The sequence below is a fragment of the Actinophytocola algeriensis genome (genome assembly GCF_014203735.1).
Classification (GTDB): Bacteria; Actinomycetota; Actinomycetes; order Mycobacteriales; family Pseudonocardiaceae; genus Actinophytocola; species Actinophytocola algeriensis.
In genome coordinates this window covers 353,265-368,867 of record NZ_JACHJQ010000001.1, presented here as the reverse complement: position 1 = coordinate 368,867, position 15,603 = coordinate 353,265, and the positions used below count along the sequence as shown (strand labels likewise).

Genomic DNA, 15,603 nt, shown 5'->3' with positions numbered 1-15,603 from the left:
CGTGTGACCAACCAGACCTACGGGGAGTCGGTAAGTGGATGCCGAGAACGTGACCCGCCTGCGCCGGGTCATCGGCCGGCTGGCGCGGCTGCTGAACGCCGCCCCGGTCAGCGAGAACCTGACGCCCACGCAGGCCTCCGTGCTCGGCCTCGTCGCGTACCGAGGGCCCATCGGCATGACCGAGCTGGCCGACATCGAGGGCCTCAACCCGACGATGCTGTCCCGCGTGGTGGCCAAGCTCGTCGACGACGGGCTGGCCACGCGGCTGCCCAACCCCGCCGACCAGCGGGCGGTGCAGCTCGAGGCCACCGACGCGGGCCACGAGGTGCACCTGCGGATCATCAAATCCCGCACGGAGACCGTGGCCAGGATCCTCGACGGGCTGTCCCCCGACGTCACGGACGCCCTGCACGACGCCCTGCCCGCGCTGGAGGCACTGGCGGAAGGGCTGCGAACCAAGAAGACCTAGCGCCGCGCCGGGCCGCTCCTGCCACCAGGCACGCGGGAGGAGCCGCCGGAGGCAAAGCTCGTCCGGCTGGGACACCACCCCCGCCAACGTAGGCGTACACAGCACCAGCAACCGGGAAGCGCGATACAGACCTGATTGCACGTTTTGTTGGCATCGTGACCGCTTGCGCTGCCTCGTTGTCTCGCCTCGTGCACTGCCAGTAGCCTGACCGGTGGCAGTGCACGAGGTTTGAGGGCGAGGGGAAGCGGATGCCGGGTACCGATGCGGTGACACGCCGCACGTACGGCGGCCGGACGGCCGCCGACCGGCGGGCCGAGCGGCGCGAACGGCTGATGGAGGCCGGACTGCAGCTGTTCGGCACCGACGGGTACGCGAACTCGTCCATCGAGAAGCTGTGCACCCACGCTGGGGTGTCCACGCGCAACTTCTACGAGGAGTTCCACGCGCGCGAGGACCTGCTGATCGCGCTGCACTCGCGGGCGAACGAGCAGTCCTACCACGCGGTCAACGCCGCGTTCGCCGACGCGACCGACGCGGCGCTCGGTGAACGGTTCGAGCTGGCCGTGCGCACGTTCATCAGCAACATGGCCAGTGACCCGCGCTGGGCGCGGCTCGCGTACGTGGAGATGTACGGCGTCAGCGACAAGGTCGAGAAGCACCGGCTGGCGTGGCGCAAGCGGTGGTGGGACTTCATGGTCGCCGAGGCCGACCGCGCGGTGCTGCGCGGCGAGGCGGAACCGCGCGACTTCACGATGCCCGCGCTCGCGGTGATCGCCTCGGTCAACGAACTGGTGCACCACTACTCGGTCAATCGCGGAAGGATCACCTTGGACGAGGTCATCACGGAAGTAGTGCGGTTCGCGGTCGCGGCGGTGACCGCCGAATGAGCGTCTCCGCCACCGCTTCCGCGGCCGCGCTGCTGGAGCGCCTCAACGAGGTGGCGAAGACCGACGTCACCCCCGCCGCCGAGCTGCTCGCCTCCTCGGTGCGGAACAACGGCGTCATCCAGGCGTTCGGCACCGGCCACTCGCAGGGCACCGCGCTGGAGATCGCGGGTCGCGCGGGCGGGCTCATCCCGACCAACCGCATCGCGCTGTCCGACCTGGTGCAGTTCGGCGGCGAGGACCCCGCGGTCCTGGCCGACCCGATGCTCGAGCGCCGCGGTGACGTCGTGTCGCGCCTGTACGAGATGGCGGCGCCGCAGCCGCAGGACGTGTTCGTGATCGCGTCCAGCTCCGGGGTGAACTCGTCGGTCGTGGAGATGGCGCACATCGTGACGTCCAAGGGCCACAAGCTCGTGGTGATCACGTCCCTGCAGCACAGCAGCCAGGTCCCGGCACGGCACGAGTCGGGCAAGCGCCTTTCGGACTTCGCGGACGTGACGCTGGACAACGGCGCCCCCTTCGGCGACACCCTGCTTCCGTTGCCGGACGGCACTTCCGTCGGCGGCGTGTCGTCCCTGACCGCGGGCCTGCTGGCACAGATGCTGGTGGCGGACACGGTCCGGCTGCTCATCGAGTGGGGCATCGAGCCGCCGGTGTACGTGTCGAACAACGTCCCGGGCGGCTACGAACGCAACATCAAGCTCGAAGCGCTGTACGAGGGCCGCCTCCGCCGCACGGCGAGCTAGGCGAGCACCCGCAGCCACACGTCCGGCTCACCGGCGATCGCGCGGCTGTCGGTGAGCCGCAGTCCGGCGTAGGCGCAGGTGAAGGCGACCGGCTCGAACCGGTACAGGTACGTGAGCAGGACTTCCTCGGCGGGAGCGTCCTCGGCGACGTCCCCGCCGGGGAACAGGTCCCATCCGGTGATGACCCCGTCGCGAGCGGAGGTGCCCTGGTCGCCGCTCTTCGGGTTCACGTACAGGCCGTAGCAGACCGTGCCGGCGGACAGTCGTTCGAGCACACTCCGTTCGGCCGGGCGGAATCCCCACGGCTGCGCGAGCACGACGCCGCCCGGCACGTCGGTCGCGCCGACGACGTCGAGGGACTCCTCGCGGTCACACGGAACGGCGGCCAGCCGCCGCACCGCTTCCGCCACGTCGATGCCCGCCACACAGGTCAGGCCGAGACCCTCGCGCTCCACGTCCCACAGCACCCCGGGGAGGCGGATGGCCTCCTCGACGGCCGCGGTCTCGGCGGCACGGAACTCCGCGCCGGTCCCGAACAGGTCCGGTGCCGGGCCGGCGGCGGCAAGCCGCGCAGGCGACCAGCCCGACATCATCGGCCGCCACGGATCCGCTCCCGCCGCGACGAGTGCCAGCGCGTTGGCACGCTGGTGCTCGAAGACGGCCCACCAGAGCGCCGTGCGGCCCTCCTCCAGTTCGTCGACGTCCGTCGCCTGTGCGGCGAGTTCGGCGACCTGTTCGACGGTCCCGCCCGCGGCGGCCTCATGGAGGTTCATGCGCCGATCCTATGCCGTGCCAACAGGTTCCCGGCCGTTTCCGGCCACCACGAGCGCGGTGCCCGGCGTGTTCCGGGCTACACCATGTACTGGTCGTGGCGGGCGAGGAACTCCGTGCGCTCCTCCTGGCTGAGCTGCCGCCCGCTGCGCGCGATCTCGGCGGCCTCGAGGAAGTACTCCTCACGCGGCGGCCCCGGCGCGAACAGGATGAGCATCGACGCGGGCTCGTCGGTGTCGTTGCGGAAGGCGTGGACGCCGTTCTCCGGCACGTACAGGTAGTCGCCCTTCTCGGCGTTCACCCAGCGTTCGCCGTCGTACAGGCGGACCGTGCCGTCCAGCACGTAGAAGCTCTCCGAGAACGTCTTGTGGAAGTGGGCACCCGGACCACCGGCCTGTGGCGCCATGTCCCACTGGAAGAGTCCGAAGTGGCCGCCGGTCAGCGCGCCCGTGGCGAGGAACCGGCCGGTTGTCCTGGCACCGGCCAGTTCCGGCGGGGTGTCCGCCTTCCGGTACGTGGCGCTGACCTCACCGGAGAATGACATGTCTGGGATGATAGGCGACACCATGTATGTGCTGATCAGCTGCGCGATCTCGCTCGACGGCTACCTCGACGACACGTCGGCCGAGCGGCTCGTGCTCTCCAACGCCACCGACTTCGACCGCGTGGACGCCGAGCGCGCGAAGGCCGACGCGATCCTCGTCGGCGCGGGCACGGTCCGCAACGACAACCCGCGGCTCTCCGTCCGCTCGCCGGCCCGCCGGGCCGCGCGGGAGGCAGCGGGTAAACCCGTGACACCGTTGAAAGTCGTGCTGTCGAGCGGGGACCTGCCTGCCGACGCGGCCTTTCGCGCCGACGGCGAGTCGCTCGTCACCCACGGGGACGTCGACGCGGTCCTGGCGCGGCTCGCGGCGAAAGGCGTCGAGCGGCTCATGGTCGAGGGCGGTGGCCGCGTCCTGACCGAGTTCCTCGCCTCCGGCCGGGTCGACGAGCTGCAGCTGGTGATCGCGCCGTTCTTCGTCGGGGACGCCGCCGCGCCCCGCTATGTCCATGATGGACGGTTCCCGTGGACCAGGGAGCACCGCGCGACGCTCGCGGACGTGACGCGGATCGGGAACGTCGTGCTGCACCGGTACCTGCTCAGCGAGTCCGCTGTGGACGGTCACTGGCTGTCCCGCACGGTCGAGCTGTCGCGGCTGTGCCCGCCGTCCACCACCGCGTTCAGCGTCGGCGCGGTGATCGTCGACGCGGCGGGTGAGGAGATCGCGTGGGGGTACTCGCGGGAGACCGACGACACCGTGCACGCCGAGGAGTCTGCACTCGCGAAGCTCGCCGACGACGACCCGCGCCTGGCGGACGCCACCATCTACAGCTCGATGGAACCCTGCAGCACCCGCAAGTCCCGGCCGCGGTCGTGCACCAGGCTGATCCTCGACGCCGGCATCCCGCGCGTCGTCTTCGCCTACCGGGAGCCGTCGACGTTCGTGGTCGGCGAGGGCGCGGAGCAGCTCACGGCCGCGGGGGTGGCGGTCGTCGAACGACCGGAGCTCGCGGACGCGGTCCGCGAGGTCAACCGCCCGCAGCTCGCGCCGCCCGGGCGGTGACGCACCCGGGCGACGCGAACGGTCAGGCGTTGTACTGCACGAACAGGCCCGCGACGTCGAAGATCACGTCGACGTAACCCGAGTTGTTGGCGAAGTTCACCGTGCGGTCCTGGATCTGCGGGTGGTCCTCGTACCCGATCCCGACGGTCACCGCGTTCGCCACGACCTGCCCCGGCACCACGTTCAGGTTCGACGTGGGCGGCTCGTCCTGGCCACCCGGCCACACCTTGACGTACGTGGACGAGGTCGCGCCGACACCGGTCAGGTTGGCGGCGACACCGACGATCGTCATGGACGCGGATTCGCTGTCCCAGCCCGGCAGGGCGAGGAAGAACGACGGGTCCAGCGGGAAGTCGGGCCGGGTGTCCATCTGCCGGAACGGGATGGTGGGCACGAACTGGTAGCCCCGGTCGGACGCGTAGTAGCCCGCGACGTCGACGATCAGGTGGGTGCGGCCCGTGTTGTTGTACAGGCTGATCCACCGGTTCGTCCCGAGCTGCACCGTGACCTGGTTCGGGACCACCTCGTTCGGCGACAGGTTCATGTTCGACGCCGTCGGCCGCGCCTGGCCGTACGGGTACGCCGTGACGTAGGTGGACGCCGTGGCGCCGACACCGGTCAGGTTGAACGTCACCGCGGTGGCGCTGGCGGGCAGGTACGACAGGTTGACGTTCACCACGCCGCCCTGGCCGACGGGCGCGCTGTTCCGCGTGTCCAGGACACGCCGCGGGGCCGTCGGGGTGAAGCGGGACGCGGTGTCGAGCATGTAGTACCCGGCCAGGTCGGCGACCAGGTGCGTGCTGCCCGAGTTGTTGTACAGCGTCACCTGGCGCTCGTAGCTCGTCGCCACGACGACCGCGTTCGCCCGCGTCTTGCCGGCACCCAGGTTGAGGTTCGACGCCTCGGGCCGCGCCTCACCCGTCGGGTAGGCGGTGATGAACGTGGAGGCCGTCGTCTCCGTGCCGGTCACGTTCAGCACGACCGCGGTGGCCGAGGCCGGCGTGCGCGCCGACAGGTCCACGGTGACCTGGCCACGCTGTCCCACCTTGGCACCGGACCGCGTGTCCAGCACCCGAACCGGTGACACCGGGACGAAGTAGGACCCCAGCGGGTCGTCGGCCGCGCGCGCGTCCCCGCGCGCCGCGGCGCTCTGCAGCGGCTCGGCCAGCACACCGTCCCGGCCCGCGCCCGCGGGCTCCGCGTTCGCGGTGACCGTCCCGGCCAGCAGCGCGACGGCCGCAGTGGCCACCACAGCCGCAATTCTTCGACTACGCATCAAGAAACCCCTCATGGTCTGACACAGGTTGCGGAGCCGCGGACCAGAGGGCAGGCGCGCGCATACTCACCGTGTCCCCCAGCGAACCGCCCCGCCCCCGAATGGGCGATTCGAGCCTATCTGAGTGACAGAGGGCAACCAATGACATTGCCCAGAACTGTGCCGAAACTGCGTGTTCGCGATCTTGCCGACTACTCCGCATTGCGTGGTAGTGTCCACGACGTACTACTAACACGACGCGACTGGACATCGATGGAGATCAGCCAGCTACTCAAGGGCGTGCTCGACCTCGCCGTGCTCGCCGTGCTGAGCGACGAGGACGGCTACGGGTACGACGTGGTCCGCAGGCTGCGCCAGGCCGGGCTGGACGAGGTCGGCGACGCGTCGGTGTACGGGACGCTGCGCCGCCTGTACAACTCCGGCGCGCTCACCTCGTACGTGCGGCCCAGCGAGGAAGGCCCGCACCGCAAGTACTACGCGCTCAACGACGTCGGCAGGCAGCGGCTCGCGGACGCGAGCAAGACCTGGCGCGGGTTCGCGACCACGATGACGGATCTACTGGAAGGGGCGACGGCGTGAACACCAGCACGGACACCGAGGTCCAGGCCTATCTGGACCGCTTGCGAGGCGAACTGGCCGGGCTGCCCGCCGCCGAGATCGAGGAGATCCTCCAGGACGTCGAACCACAGGTGACGGCGATGGCGGCCGACCTCGGCACGGACACGCTCGCCGACCGGCTCGGCGACCCGGCCGACTACGCGGAGGAACTCCGCAGCGCCCTCGGCATGCCGGACGAGCCCACGCCGTGGCACCCGCCGCCGTGGCTGGCGCGCACCGGCCTGGTGGTGCTCCTGGCCACCACCGTCACGGCGTGCGTGGCCGGCTACGTCATGAGCCAGGTCATGGGGAACGACCCCCGGTCCCCCTTGGTGTTCCTGCTCTTCGGGTTGTTCGCGTCCTGGCTCGCGGTCGGCAGGGACCGGTCGACGATGAACGAGATCGCCGCGTTGCCCGAGCTGCGACTGGTGCGGGAGCGGCTGGCCGTGGCGGAGCGACGGCTGCCGGTCGTCGCGTACCTGACGTCTGTTCGGCCGGGGTTGCGCCTCGTCAAGGCCGCGCTCGTGTGGCTCGGCACGGTGTGGCTGCTCGGCTGGTTCGGGTGGCTCGGCGCGGGCGCGGCGACGGTCGCCGTGGTCGCCGCGGTGCTCACGGTGCTGGTCGGCAACCGCGCGCAACGTGACCGGCGGTGGCTGTGGCTCGGCATCCCGCTCACCGGGTGGGCGCTGGGCGTCGCCGTCCGGGCCATGGAGCTGCTGCCGCTGCTGTCCACGGGCGAACACGCCTGGCCATGATCTGTTACAGGTTCTAACTGGCGTACCTGCCTGTTACAGTGACTGGGGTGAGCACTACTCCTCGTGAGCGGTACCGGGCGCAGGTGCGTGCCGAGGTCAAGGAACACGCCTGGGCGCAGATCGCGGAAGCAGGCGCGTCCGCGATCTCGCTCAACGCGATCGCCAAGGCCATGGGCCTGAGCGGCCCGGCGCTGTACCGGTACTTCGCCAACCGGGACGAGCTGATCACCGAGCTGGTGACCGACGCGTACCGGCAGCTGGCCGACGCGTTCCACGCGGCCGTCGAGGCGAAGGGCTCGGACCCGGCGGTGATCGCGCACGCCATGCGCGACTGGGCGCTGGCGTACCCGCAGCGGTACTTCCTGATCTACGGCACCCCGATCCCCGGCTACCACGCGCCGGACACCACCACGGAGATCGCCGGGGAGCTGATGGGCATGCTGCTCGACGCGCTGGCGGACCGCGATCCCGGTCCGGCGACCGCGTTCGACGAGCACCTCGATGCCCACCGCGACTGGGCGGAGAGCGACCTCCGGGCGGGCACGCTCCGCACCGCGCTCGGTCTGTGGGCGAACCTGCACGGCGTGATCAGCCTGGAGATCGCGAACCACTTCACCAACATGGGCTTCGACACCGGGCAGTTCTTCCAGTCGGAGCTCGACGCGATGCTGGGGCGGTAACCTCCTCCGGTGCGCAGGCTGGGGCCGTTCATGGCGGCCATCGAAGGCGATGACTCCGAGTTGCGGACCGTGGCGGGACCGGACGCGATGATCGACGTCGCCCCGGACCTGTCGAGCGTGCTCGTGGTGCGGCCCACCGCCGACGGGAAGCAGACGGGCACGGTCGCCATCGTCGGCAGCGACGGGGTCGGCAACGCGATCAGCACGATCCACGTGCCCCGCTCGTTCCCCGTGACCGGGATCCGCCGGGACGGTGCGGAGTTCGTGCTCACGTCGGCGGACGGGCGGACGGTGCACGGCACGCCGGACCAGTTCGCCGTCGAACCGAGACTCCTCGACGAGGACGTCAACCCGCGGTACGCCGAGCAGCTCGACCAGCTCTTCCTGGAGACGCACCTCCGCCCGCCACAACGGTTCGCCCCGCCGCGGGAGTCGCCCACGTGCGACGCGGCGCTGCGCGAGCCGGCCGACGTCGTCGCGGCGGGCGAGGCGATGGTGGCGATCGGGGACGGCGAGGTGTGGCTCGACTTCGAGTGCGCGGGGCCGGGGAAGGTCACGCGGCAGCTCTCCCACGCCCGCGAGCTGCTGGCGGACCTGGCGGACATCGGCCGTGTGGGCGCCGAGTTCCTCTGGACGACGGATCCCGAGGGTGACAAGGCGGCGTTCCTCGAGGTGATGGCGCCGACCAGCCTGGTGATCCTCTCGCCGGGTGACTTCGAGATCCACTACGAGGGCACGAGCGATGTCCTGGTCATGGACGGCTACTGGCTGGCGGTCCAGTTCACCGCCGACCGCACGCCGGTGGACCACTCCGTCGAGGCCTGATCAGCGCGGCAGCGCCAGCAACCCACCCAGCGTCGTCGGGTCGCCGCCCGGGAACGACAACGCGCCAGGCAGACCCGGCACCGAGGTCCGCGGCGCCACCGCCGGGGCCGGGACCTCGACGGGTTTCCCGCCGAACGGGGCGTTCTGCGAGCCACGCACCCCGATCGGGCTGCCCGGCGGCTCCGCGCAGTACGCCTGGTCGTTCGGTGGCGCGGGGGTGACGTCGTTGCCCGGCCGCTGTTTCGTGCCCTCGTAGCCGCGGGTGCACGACATCGGGTCGTTGAACGTCAGCACGAGACCGAGGTGCCCGGTGCCGTCCGGGTTCGCACCCGGCGCGGTCGCCGTGATCATCGGGAACGCCACCAGCAACTGCTCCAGCCCGTCGGTGCGGGTGCTCGTGACCTGCATGGTGGTCAGCAGGTTCGCGATGATCACGCCGAGGTCCTGGCCGGAGTCGCGGAGGAGGTCGTTGACCTGCACCGCGACCACCGGCGCCGCCGCGATCAGCTTGCGCAGGTCCGGGTTCGACGTCTTCAGCTGTTCGGCGATGAGCCGCAGGTTGCCGCTGTAGTCCAGGATCTGCCGCGTCTGCTCCGCCTGCGTCTCCAGCACGACGCGGCCGTTGGACAACAGCGACGTGGTCTGCGGCAGGTGCTCGGTCGCGGCGTCGGTCAGCGTGCCCGCGCTGTCGAGCAGCACCTGCAGCGCCGGGCCCGCGTTCTGGAAGGCGAGGTACAGCTCGTCGACCGTGGTGCGCAACGAGTCCTGCGGCACGCTGTCGACGAACGTGTCCAGGTTGGACAGCAGGGTCTCCGGGCTCGACGGGGTCGACGTGCGGTCGCGGGGCACGACCGAGCCCTCCGCGAGGTACGGGCCGCGGTCGTGTTCGGGTCGCAGGTCGACGTACTGCTCGCCGACCGCGGACCGGTTCGCCACCACCGCACGCGTGTCAGCCGGGATGGGCGGCGCGTCGTCCTCGATGTCGAGGAGCACGTCCACCCCGTCGTCGGACAGCCGCAGCCGCTCGACCCGGCCGACGGTCACACCGCGGTAGGTCACCTCGGCGTTGGCGAAGATCCCGCCCGAGTCCGCGAGCTGCACGACGACCCGGTAGCCGCGCGTACCGAACAACCGGTCCAGGCCCGCGTAGGTGCCGCCGACGTACACGATGCCGACGACCGCGATCATCGCGAACAGGAACAGCCGGACCTTGGTGCCACGCAACAACATCAGCGCCCCACCCCCAGCAGCGAGCCGAGCAGCCCGGTCAGCCCGCCGGGTACGTCGCCCTGCGGGACCTGCGGCAGCGTCGGCACCGGCAGCAGCGGCTCCTGGGACTGCGACGGCGCCGGCCCGGGAGCCGGCGACAGGCCGGGGATCGGGATGATCGGCGTGCTCGCGTTCTCCAGGTTCTCCAGCAGCACCGACAGGTCCAGGTCGAACTTGACGTCCACGTTGACGTAGTCGCCCTTGACGGCGTTGAGGAAGTAATCGGTGAACGGGTAGGTCACGAGGAACTGCAACGAGTTCGGCAGGTCCGAGCCTGCCTCCGCGAGCTTGTTCAGCGTGGGGGCGAGGAGCTTCAGGTCGTCGACGAGGTCGTCGCGGCTGCGCTCGACGGTGTCGACGGCGACGGTCGACAGGTTCTCCAGCGCGCCCAGCATCGTGACGAGCGCGTCCCGCTGCTCGTTGACGACCGCGAGCCCCGGGCCGAGCCGGTCGAGCGCGACCTTGATGTCGTCGGTCTGCGCGGCGAGCCTGCCCGACAGGCGGCCGAGCGCGTCGATGGCCTTCGTGATGTTGTTCTTCTCGCTGTCCAGGACCGTCACGACGCTGTCGATGTTGGCGAGCGTGGCGCGCAGCTCCGGCTCGTTGCCGTCGAGCGCCTGGTTCACCTCGTCCACGATCGTCGAGAGCTGGCTGATGCCGCCGCCGTTGAGCAGCAACGACAACGCGCCGAGGACCTCTTCGATCTCCGGGTTCCGGTTGGTGTGGTCGATCGGGATCACCGCGCCGTCGCGGAGTGTCCCTTCCGGACTGTCCGGGGCGCGCAGCTCCACGAACTTCTCGCCCAGCAGCGACGACTGCCGCAGCTCGGCGGCCGCGTTGGCAGGCAGGTGCACGTCACCGTTGACGAGCATCGTCACCACGGCGGTCCTGTTGTCCTCGGCCAGCTCGATCCTGTCGACCCGGCCGACCGCGACGTCGTGCACCTTCACCCCGGCCTGCGGCACGAGGTCGAGCACGTCACCGAACTGCGCGACGACCCGGTACGGGTGCTCACCGAGGTCCGCACCGCCGGGCAGCGGCAGCTGGTACATGCCGGAGAACCCGCCCGTGGCACAGCCCGCGAGCAGGAAAACCAGGCACAGCGACAATTTTCTCATCGGCCACCGCCCGTGGCCGCGGTGGACAGGTCGAGGATCGGGATCGGCAACGGCGGCAGCTCGCCCGCCGACAACGCGCCGAGCACCTCCGCCAGGGAGGGCAGGCCGAGCGTGCCGTCGATGTACGGGGCGAGCTGCGTGCAGATGTCGCTGATCGTCTTCGGCAGCTCCGCCGGGGTGCCGGCTCGCAGCGTGCGGCACAGCATCAGCACCGGCGGGTAGGTCAGCTCGTTCAGGTTGCCGCGGATCGCGAACGACGCGGACGCCGCGTCGTAGGTGTTGAGGAAGTTCGACATGGCGAGCGGCGCCACGTCCAGGATCTCCGCGACCGCGGCCCGCTGGTCGACCAAGGCCTGCGTCACGCCGGTCAGCTTGCCCACATTGGAGCTGATGGCGTCCTTGTTGTCGGCGATGAACCCGTGCACGTCGGTGAGCGCGGTGCCGAGCGAGGTGAGGGCGGTGCCCAGCTCGTCGCGGTCCTCGGCGAGGTAGCCGCTCACGTCGGCGAGCTTGTCGTTGAACGACCTGACCTGCGCATCGCTCTCGGCGAGCGCCTCGGTGAACGTGGCGAGGTTGTCGACGGTGGTGAACAGGTCGCCGCTCGAGTCCGCCAGCGCGGCCGAGGCGGCGGAGAGCTGCTGGATGGTCTGGTTGAACAGCTCGCCGTTGCCCGACAGGTTCGCGGCGGCGGTGTCGAGCACGTCCGACAGCGCACCGTCGGAGTTGGCACCATTGGGTCCCAGCGCGGTCGTGAGGTCGTTGACGCTCGCGGTCAGGTCGTCCAGCTCGACCGGTGTCGCGGTGCGTTCCAGCGGGATGACCGTGCCGTCGGCCATCAGCGGGCCCGACTCGTACGCCGGGGTCAGCTGCACGTACCGGTCGCTGACCAGTGAGGGCGCGACCACGACCGCCTGCGCGGTCGCGGGGATCTCGATGCCGTCGGCCACGGACATCTCGACCCGCACCCGGTCGCCCTGCGGGGTCACCGACGTGATGCGCCCGACGCCGATCCCGAGCACCTTCACCTCGGAGTCCGGGTAGACCCCGACGGCCTTCGAGAAGTACGCCGTGATCCTGGTGCCGGGCCGTTCCATCGTGATCCACCACAGCGCCGCGCTGATCAGCAGCATCAACGCCAGCGCGTAGATCACGACGAGCGCGGCGCGGCGGCTCGCGCGGCTCTCGCCCAGCATCGCCCGCGCGTTCACCGCCCACCCCCCTCGGTGTAGGCGAGCGGCGGCGTGCAGCCCTCGGGGTTGATGGTGAGGACGCCGAGGTCGGTCGGGGGCGGCAGCAACCCGCAGATGTACCCCTCGAACCAGCGGCCGTTGCCGACGACGTTGTTGAAGGTCCGCACGTACGGCGCGAGCGAACGCAGGCTCTCCGACAGGTTCGCCTGGTTCTTCGCGAGGATCGTGGTGACGCGGTCCAGCTCGTCGAGCGCGGGTTTGAGCTGCGCCTGGTTGTCGGCGACCAGCCCGCGCAGCTCACCGGACAGGGTGGTGGTGCCGGTCAGGAGCAGGTGCACGGCGTCTCGGCGCAGCTGCAGCTCGCCGAGCAGCAGTGACGCGTCGGTGAACAGCTGCTGAAGCTGTTCGTCGCGGTCGGCGACGGTCTTGGAGAACCCGGCGGTGTTCGCGAGGAGCGTCTTCAGCTGCTCGTCCCGTGTGGACAGTGTGGCCGACAGCTGGGACAGGCCGGTCAGCGTGTCCTTCATGTGCCGAGGGCTGTTCGCGAACGTGTCGGAGATGGTCTGGAAGCTCTGCGCGAGCTGTTTCGTGTCGATCTGGTCGACGGTCTGCGACAGCTTCCCGACCGCGGGCACGATGTCGAACGGCGTCTGCGTGCGACTGACCGGGATCGGGTCGTTGGCGCTCTGCGGGGTCTTTCCGGACGAGGTGATGCCCAGGAACTTGTCCCCCAGCAACGTCTTGATCTGGATGGACACCGTGCTGCGGTCACCGAGGCTCACGTCGTCGACGCGGAAGTCCACGACCACCTTGTTGCGGGCCAGCTCGACCGACCGCACCTCGCCCACCTTGACCCCGGCGAGCCGCACCTCGTTGCCCGGCCGCAGCCCGGCGGACTCGCGGAACTCGGCGGTGTAGGTGGTACCGCCGCCGATGATCGGCAGGTCGTCGGAGTTGAACGCGACGAGCAGGCCGAGCACCAGCAGCACGATCGTCACCGTGCCGACGGCCGCCTGGTCCCGCTCTTTCAGTGACTTCACGGGTTCTTCCTCGCTCCGCAAGCTCCGCTCATTGGCACCTCTCAGCGGGAGGCGTTCCTGGCACGGGCAGCAGCGGCAGGTCGACGGAGATGCCGAGGTCCGACACCCCGACCCGGCCCGACATGCTGCAGAGGTAGTAGTTGTACCAACCGCCGTAGCTCGACACCCGGCTGATCGTCTGGACCTTGTGCGGCAGGCCGGCGAGGAACTTGTCGACCGTGTCGCCGTGGTCGGCGAGGTTCCCCGCGAGCCTGCCGAGCGCGGCGATGTCCTCCTTGATCGGCGGCCGTGCCGACGACAGCAGCCCGGCCGTCGACTGGGTCAGGTCGCCGAGCGCGCTGATCGCGTCACCGATCGGCTGCCGTTGCGCGGCGAGCCCGGAGGCGAGCTGCTGCAGCTGGTCGATGAGGCCGGACACCTCGGTCGTGCGTTCGTTGACCGTGGTCAGCACGGTGTTGAGGTTGTCGATGACCTGTCCGATCACCTTGTCCTTGCTCGCGACCGTGCTCGCGAGCGACGCGGTGTGCGCCAGCACGCTGTCGATCGTGCCGCCTTCGCCCTGCAGCACCTGGATCAGCTCACCGGCGAGCTTGTTGACCTGGTCGGGTTGCAGCGCCTGGAACAGTGGCTGGAAGCCGTTGAACAGCTGCGTCAGGTTCAGCGCGGGCTGGGTGCGGTCGAGCGGGATCAGGTCGCCGGGCCGCAGCACCGCGTTGGTGTCGCCGGAGCCGATCGCGAGTGCGATGTACCGCTGGCCGATCAGGTTGCGGTACTTGATGGTCGCGGTCACCGACTTCGGCAGCCGCCGCGACGCCTCCACGTCGAACCGGACGTCCGCCCACCTGTCGTCGACCACCGAGATGTCGGTGATCTGTCCTATCCGGACACCGGACATGCGGATGTCGTCGCCCTCGTTGAGCCCGGTGGCGTCGGTGAACCTGGCGACGTAACCCGAGGTGTCGCCGAGCGTGGTGTTGGCGATCGTCAACCCCAGCAACGCGGTCAGGGTCACGGTGACGACCGCGAACACGGTCATCTTGATCAGGGGACCGGCGAAGTGCCTCATTCGACCGTCACCTCCGCCCCTCGGAACAGCGGACCGAGCAGCAGTGACGACCACTCCGGCACGTCCGCCGGAGACACCCCGAGCCCCGGCGCGATGAGTGCCGCGATGAGTTCCCGCTCAGGGGGCGTGTTCGCGACCTGGGCGTCCGAGGCGTTCTGCGGCAGCGTGTTCGGGAAGTCCTCCGGCCGGTCCGAGTTCGGTGGCGGCGGTTTCGACGACCCGTCGTCGAGCGGCCCGCCCTCCGGGTACTGCGGGAACCTGGCCGGTGGCTTCGCGACCGGATAACACGCGGGACCACGCTTGTCGTCGTACCGCGGGGTGTCCACCCCCGGCTCGTACTTGCCGCGGCTGGACGTGATCTCGATGGTCACGCGGGTGACGTTCGGGGTGTCGGTGCCCTTGCCGAACGCCTTGTCGGCCGACGGGATCGCGTCGACCAGCTGCTTGAGCAGGCACGGGTACTCGGGTGCGTACTTCGCCAGCACCGCCAGGGTGGACTCCGACTCGCTCGCCAGGTTGATGATGTTGTCCTTGTTGGCGGCCAGGAAACCGGTGAGGTCGATCGACGCGTTCGTCAGCGTGCTGTACAGGTTCGCCAGCTGGCCGCGTTGTTCGACGACCGTCTGCGTGGTGACGGTCAGGTCCCGCAACGCGGTCAGCAGCTCCGGCCCGGCCTGCGCGTACGTGTCCGCGACCGTCGCGAGCCGCTGGATGTTCGCCCGCAGGTCCGGCAGCGACGGCGTGATCTCCCCCAGGTACTGCCCGAGCTGGACGAGCGTGTCCCCGAACTGCTTGCCGCGCCCGTCGAGCGCGGTCGACATCGCGTTCAGGGTGGACGCGAGCTTCTCGGGTTGCAAGGCCCGCAGTACCGGCATGAGGTTGTCGAGCACCTGCTCGATCTCGATGGCCGAGCTGGTGCGGTCCTGCCCGATGACCGCACCCTCCCGCAGCGTCCCGTTCGGCGCCCCTGGCGTCTGCAGCGCGACGTACCGTTCACCGAACAACGTCTTCGGCAGCAGCCGTGCGGACACGTTGCCCGGGATGTCACCGACGTGGTCCGGGTCCAGCGCGAGGTCGAGGACCGCGTGGTCGCCGTGGGCCCGGATGGTCCGCACCTCGCCGACGATCACCCCGCGCAGTTTGACGTCCGCGCCGGTGCGGAGCTGGTTGCCGACGTGGTCGGTCTCCAGGGTCACCGGCACGACCGGCGTGAACGTCTTGCGGTAGAAGGCGACGGACAGCACGACGAACATCCCGGCGATCACCAGGAAGATCAGCCCGTAGATCTGGTATCGGCGTCGTTCGCTCATCAT

The 15,603-nt window shown here is 70.0% G+C and carries 17 protein-coding genes; 8 read left to right on the top strand and 9 right to left on the bottom strand.

The features are described from left to right. Nucleotides 1-34: 34 nt before the first annotated feature. From FHR82_RS01765 to FHR82_RS01755, 3 genes are all read left to right on the top strand, one after another. Complete coding sequence (locus FHR82_RS01765; protein WP_221463252.1) at nucleotides 35-469, top strand: MarR family winged helix-turn-helix transcriptional regulator; 435 nt, start codon at nucleotides 35-37, stop codon at nucleotides 467-469. A gap of 248 nt (nucleotides 470-717) precedes the next feature. Next, the gene (locus FHR82_RS01760) at nucleotides 718-1,356 is read left to right on the top strand and encodes a TetR/AcrR family transcriptional regulator (protein ID WP_184808441.1); all 639 of its coding nucleotides are present in this window, start codon (nucleotides 718-720) and stop codon (nucleotides 1,354-1,356) included. Then, a complete protein-coding gene (locus FHR82_RS01755; RefSeq protein ID WP_184808440.1) occupies nucleotides 1,353-2,099 on the top strand; it encodes a sugar isomerase domain-containing protein in 747 nt (248 codons plus the stop codon). Before FHR82_RS01760 ends, FHR82_RS01755 begins: the two co-directional genes overlap by 4 nt. Here FHR82_RS01755 and FHR82_RS01750 read toward each other — a convergent pair. Both FHR82_RS01750 and FHR82_RS01745 read right to left on the bottom strand, forming a co-directional pair. After that, nucleotides 2,096-2,872 (bottom strand): ankyrin repeat domain-containing protein, encoded by a 777-nt coding sequence (locus FHR82_RS01750; protein ID WP_184808439.1) that lies wholly within the window; start codon nucleotides 2,870-2,872, stop codon nucleotides 2,096-2,098. The two genes, FHR82_RS01755 and FHR82_RS01750, sit on opposite strands and share 4 nt — an antisense overlap. Before the next feature lie 77 nt (nucleotides 2,873-2,949). Further along, nucleotides 2,950-3,414, bottom strand: a complete 465-nt coding sequence (locus tag FHR82_RS01745; protein WP_221463251.1) for a cupin domain-containing protein — start codon at nucleotides 3,412-3,414, stop codon at nucleotides 2,950-2,952. On the opposite strand from FHR82_RS01745, the gene FHR82_RS01740 reads away from it, so the two are divergent. Then, the gene (locus FHR82_RS01740; RefSeq protein WP_311770821.1) at nucleotides 3,413-4,474 is read left to right on the top strand and encodes a dihydrofolate reductase family protein; all 1,062 of its coding nucleotides are present in this window, start codon (nucleotides 3,413-3,415) and stop codon (nucleotides 4,472-4,474) included. The genes FHR82_RS01745 and FHR82_RS01740 overlap by 2 nt on opposite strands. 22 nt (nucleotides 4,475-4,496) lie before the next feature. On the opposite strand, the gene FHR82_RS01735 is transcribed toward FHR82_RS01740, so the two are convergent. After that, entirely contained in the window at nucleotides 4,497-5,726 is a 1,230-nt protein-coding gene (locus FHR82_RS01735; RefSeq protein ID WP_184808437.1) for a hypothetical protein, read from the bottom strand. Nucleotides 5,727-6,002: 276 nt separating this feature from the next. Here FHR82_RS01735 and FHR82_RS01730 point away from each other — a divergent pair, with 276 nt between their 5' ends. The 4 genes from FHR82_RS01730 to FHR82_RS01715 are packed head-to-tail and all read left to right on the top strand — an operon-like array spanning nucleotide 6,003 to nucleotide 8,607. Continuing rightward, nucleotides 6,003-6,329, top strand: a complete 327-nt coding sequence (locus FHR82_RS01730; RefSeq protein WP_184808436.1) for a PadR family transcriptional regulator — start codon at nucleotides 6,003-6,005, stop codon at nucleotides 6,327-6,329. Next, nucleotides 6,326-7,102, top strand: a complete 777-nt coding sequence (locus FHR82_RS01725) for a DUF1700 domain-containing protein (RefSeq protein WP_184808435.1) — start codon at nucleotides 6,326-6,328, stop codon at nucleotides 7,100-7,102. The genes FHR82_RS01730 and FHR82_RS01725 overlap by 4 nt, the downstream gene beginning before the upstream one ends. A gap of 47 nt (nucleotides 7,103-7,149) precedes the next feature. Then, nucleotides 7,150-7,782, top strand: coding sequence for a TetR/AcrR family transcriptional regulator (locus tag FHR82_RS01720; RefSeq protein ID WP_311770820.1), 633 nt, complete (start codon nucleotides 7,150-7,152; stop codon nucleotides 7,780-7,782). A 9-nt stretch (nucleotides 7,783-7,791) separates the two neighbouring features. Continuing rightward, entirely contained in the window at nucleotides 7,792-8,607 is an 816-nt protein-coding gene (locus FHR82_RS01715; RefSeq protein WP_184808433.1) for a hypothetical protein, read from the top strand. On the opposite strand, the gene FHR82_RS01710 is transcribed toward FHR82_RS01715, so the two are convergent. Genes FHR82_RS01710 through FHR82_RS01685 form a run of 6 tightly spaced genes read right to left on the bottom strand, consistent with a single transcriptional unit; the run spans nucleotide 8,608 to nucleotide 15,603 of the window. After that, nucleotides 8,608-9,837, bottom strand: coding sequence for an MlaD family protein (locus FHR82_RS01710; protein ID WP_184808432.1), 1,230 nt, complete (start codon nucleotides 9,835-9,837; stop codon nucleotides 8,608-8,610). Continuing rightward, nucleotides 9,837-10,994, bottom strand: a complete 1,158-nt coding sequence (locus tag FHR82_RS01705; protein ID WP_184808431.1) for an MCE family protein — start codon at nucleotides 10,992-10,994, stop codon at nucleotides 9,837-9,839. Before FHR82_RS01705 ends, FHR82_RS01710 begins: the two co-directional genes overlap by 1 nt. Further along, nucleotides 10,991-12,187 carry an MCE family protein gene (locus FHR82_RS01700; protein WP_184809241.1) on the bottom strand — a complete coding sequence of 399 codons (1,197 nt, stop codon included), beginning with the start codon at nucleotides 12,185-12,187 and terminating at the stop codon, nucleotides 10,991-10,993. The genes FHR82_RS01705 and FHR82_RS01700 overlap by 4 nt, the downstream gene beginning before the upstream one ends. An 11-nt stretch (nucleotides 12,188-12,198) precedes the next feature. Beyond that, entirely contained in the window at nucleotides 12,199-13,224 is a 1,026-nt protein-coding gene (locus FHR82_RS01695) for an MCE family protein (RefSeq protein ID WP_184808430.1), read from the bottom strand. A gap of 28 nt (nucleotides 13,225-13,252) precedes the next feature. Further along, the gene (locus FHR82_RS01690) at nucleotides 13,253-14,290 is read right to left on the bottom strand and encodes an MCE family protein (protein ID WP_184808429.1); all 1,038 of its coding nucleotides are present in this window, start codon (nucleotides 14,288-14,290) and stop codon (nucleotides 13,253-13,255) included. Further along, nucleotides 14,287-15,603, bottom strand: coding sequence for an MCE family protein (locus FHR82_RS01685; protein WP_184809240.1), 1,317 nt, complete (start codon nucleotides 15,601-15,603; stop codon nucleotides 14,287-14,289). The genes FHR82_RS01690 and FHR82_RS01685 overlap by 4 nt, the downstream gene beginning before the upstream one ends.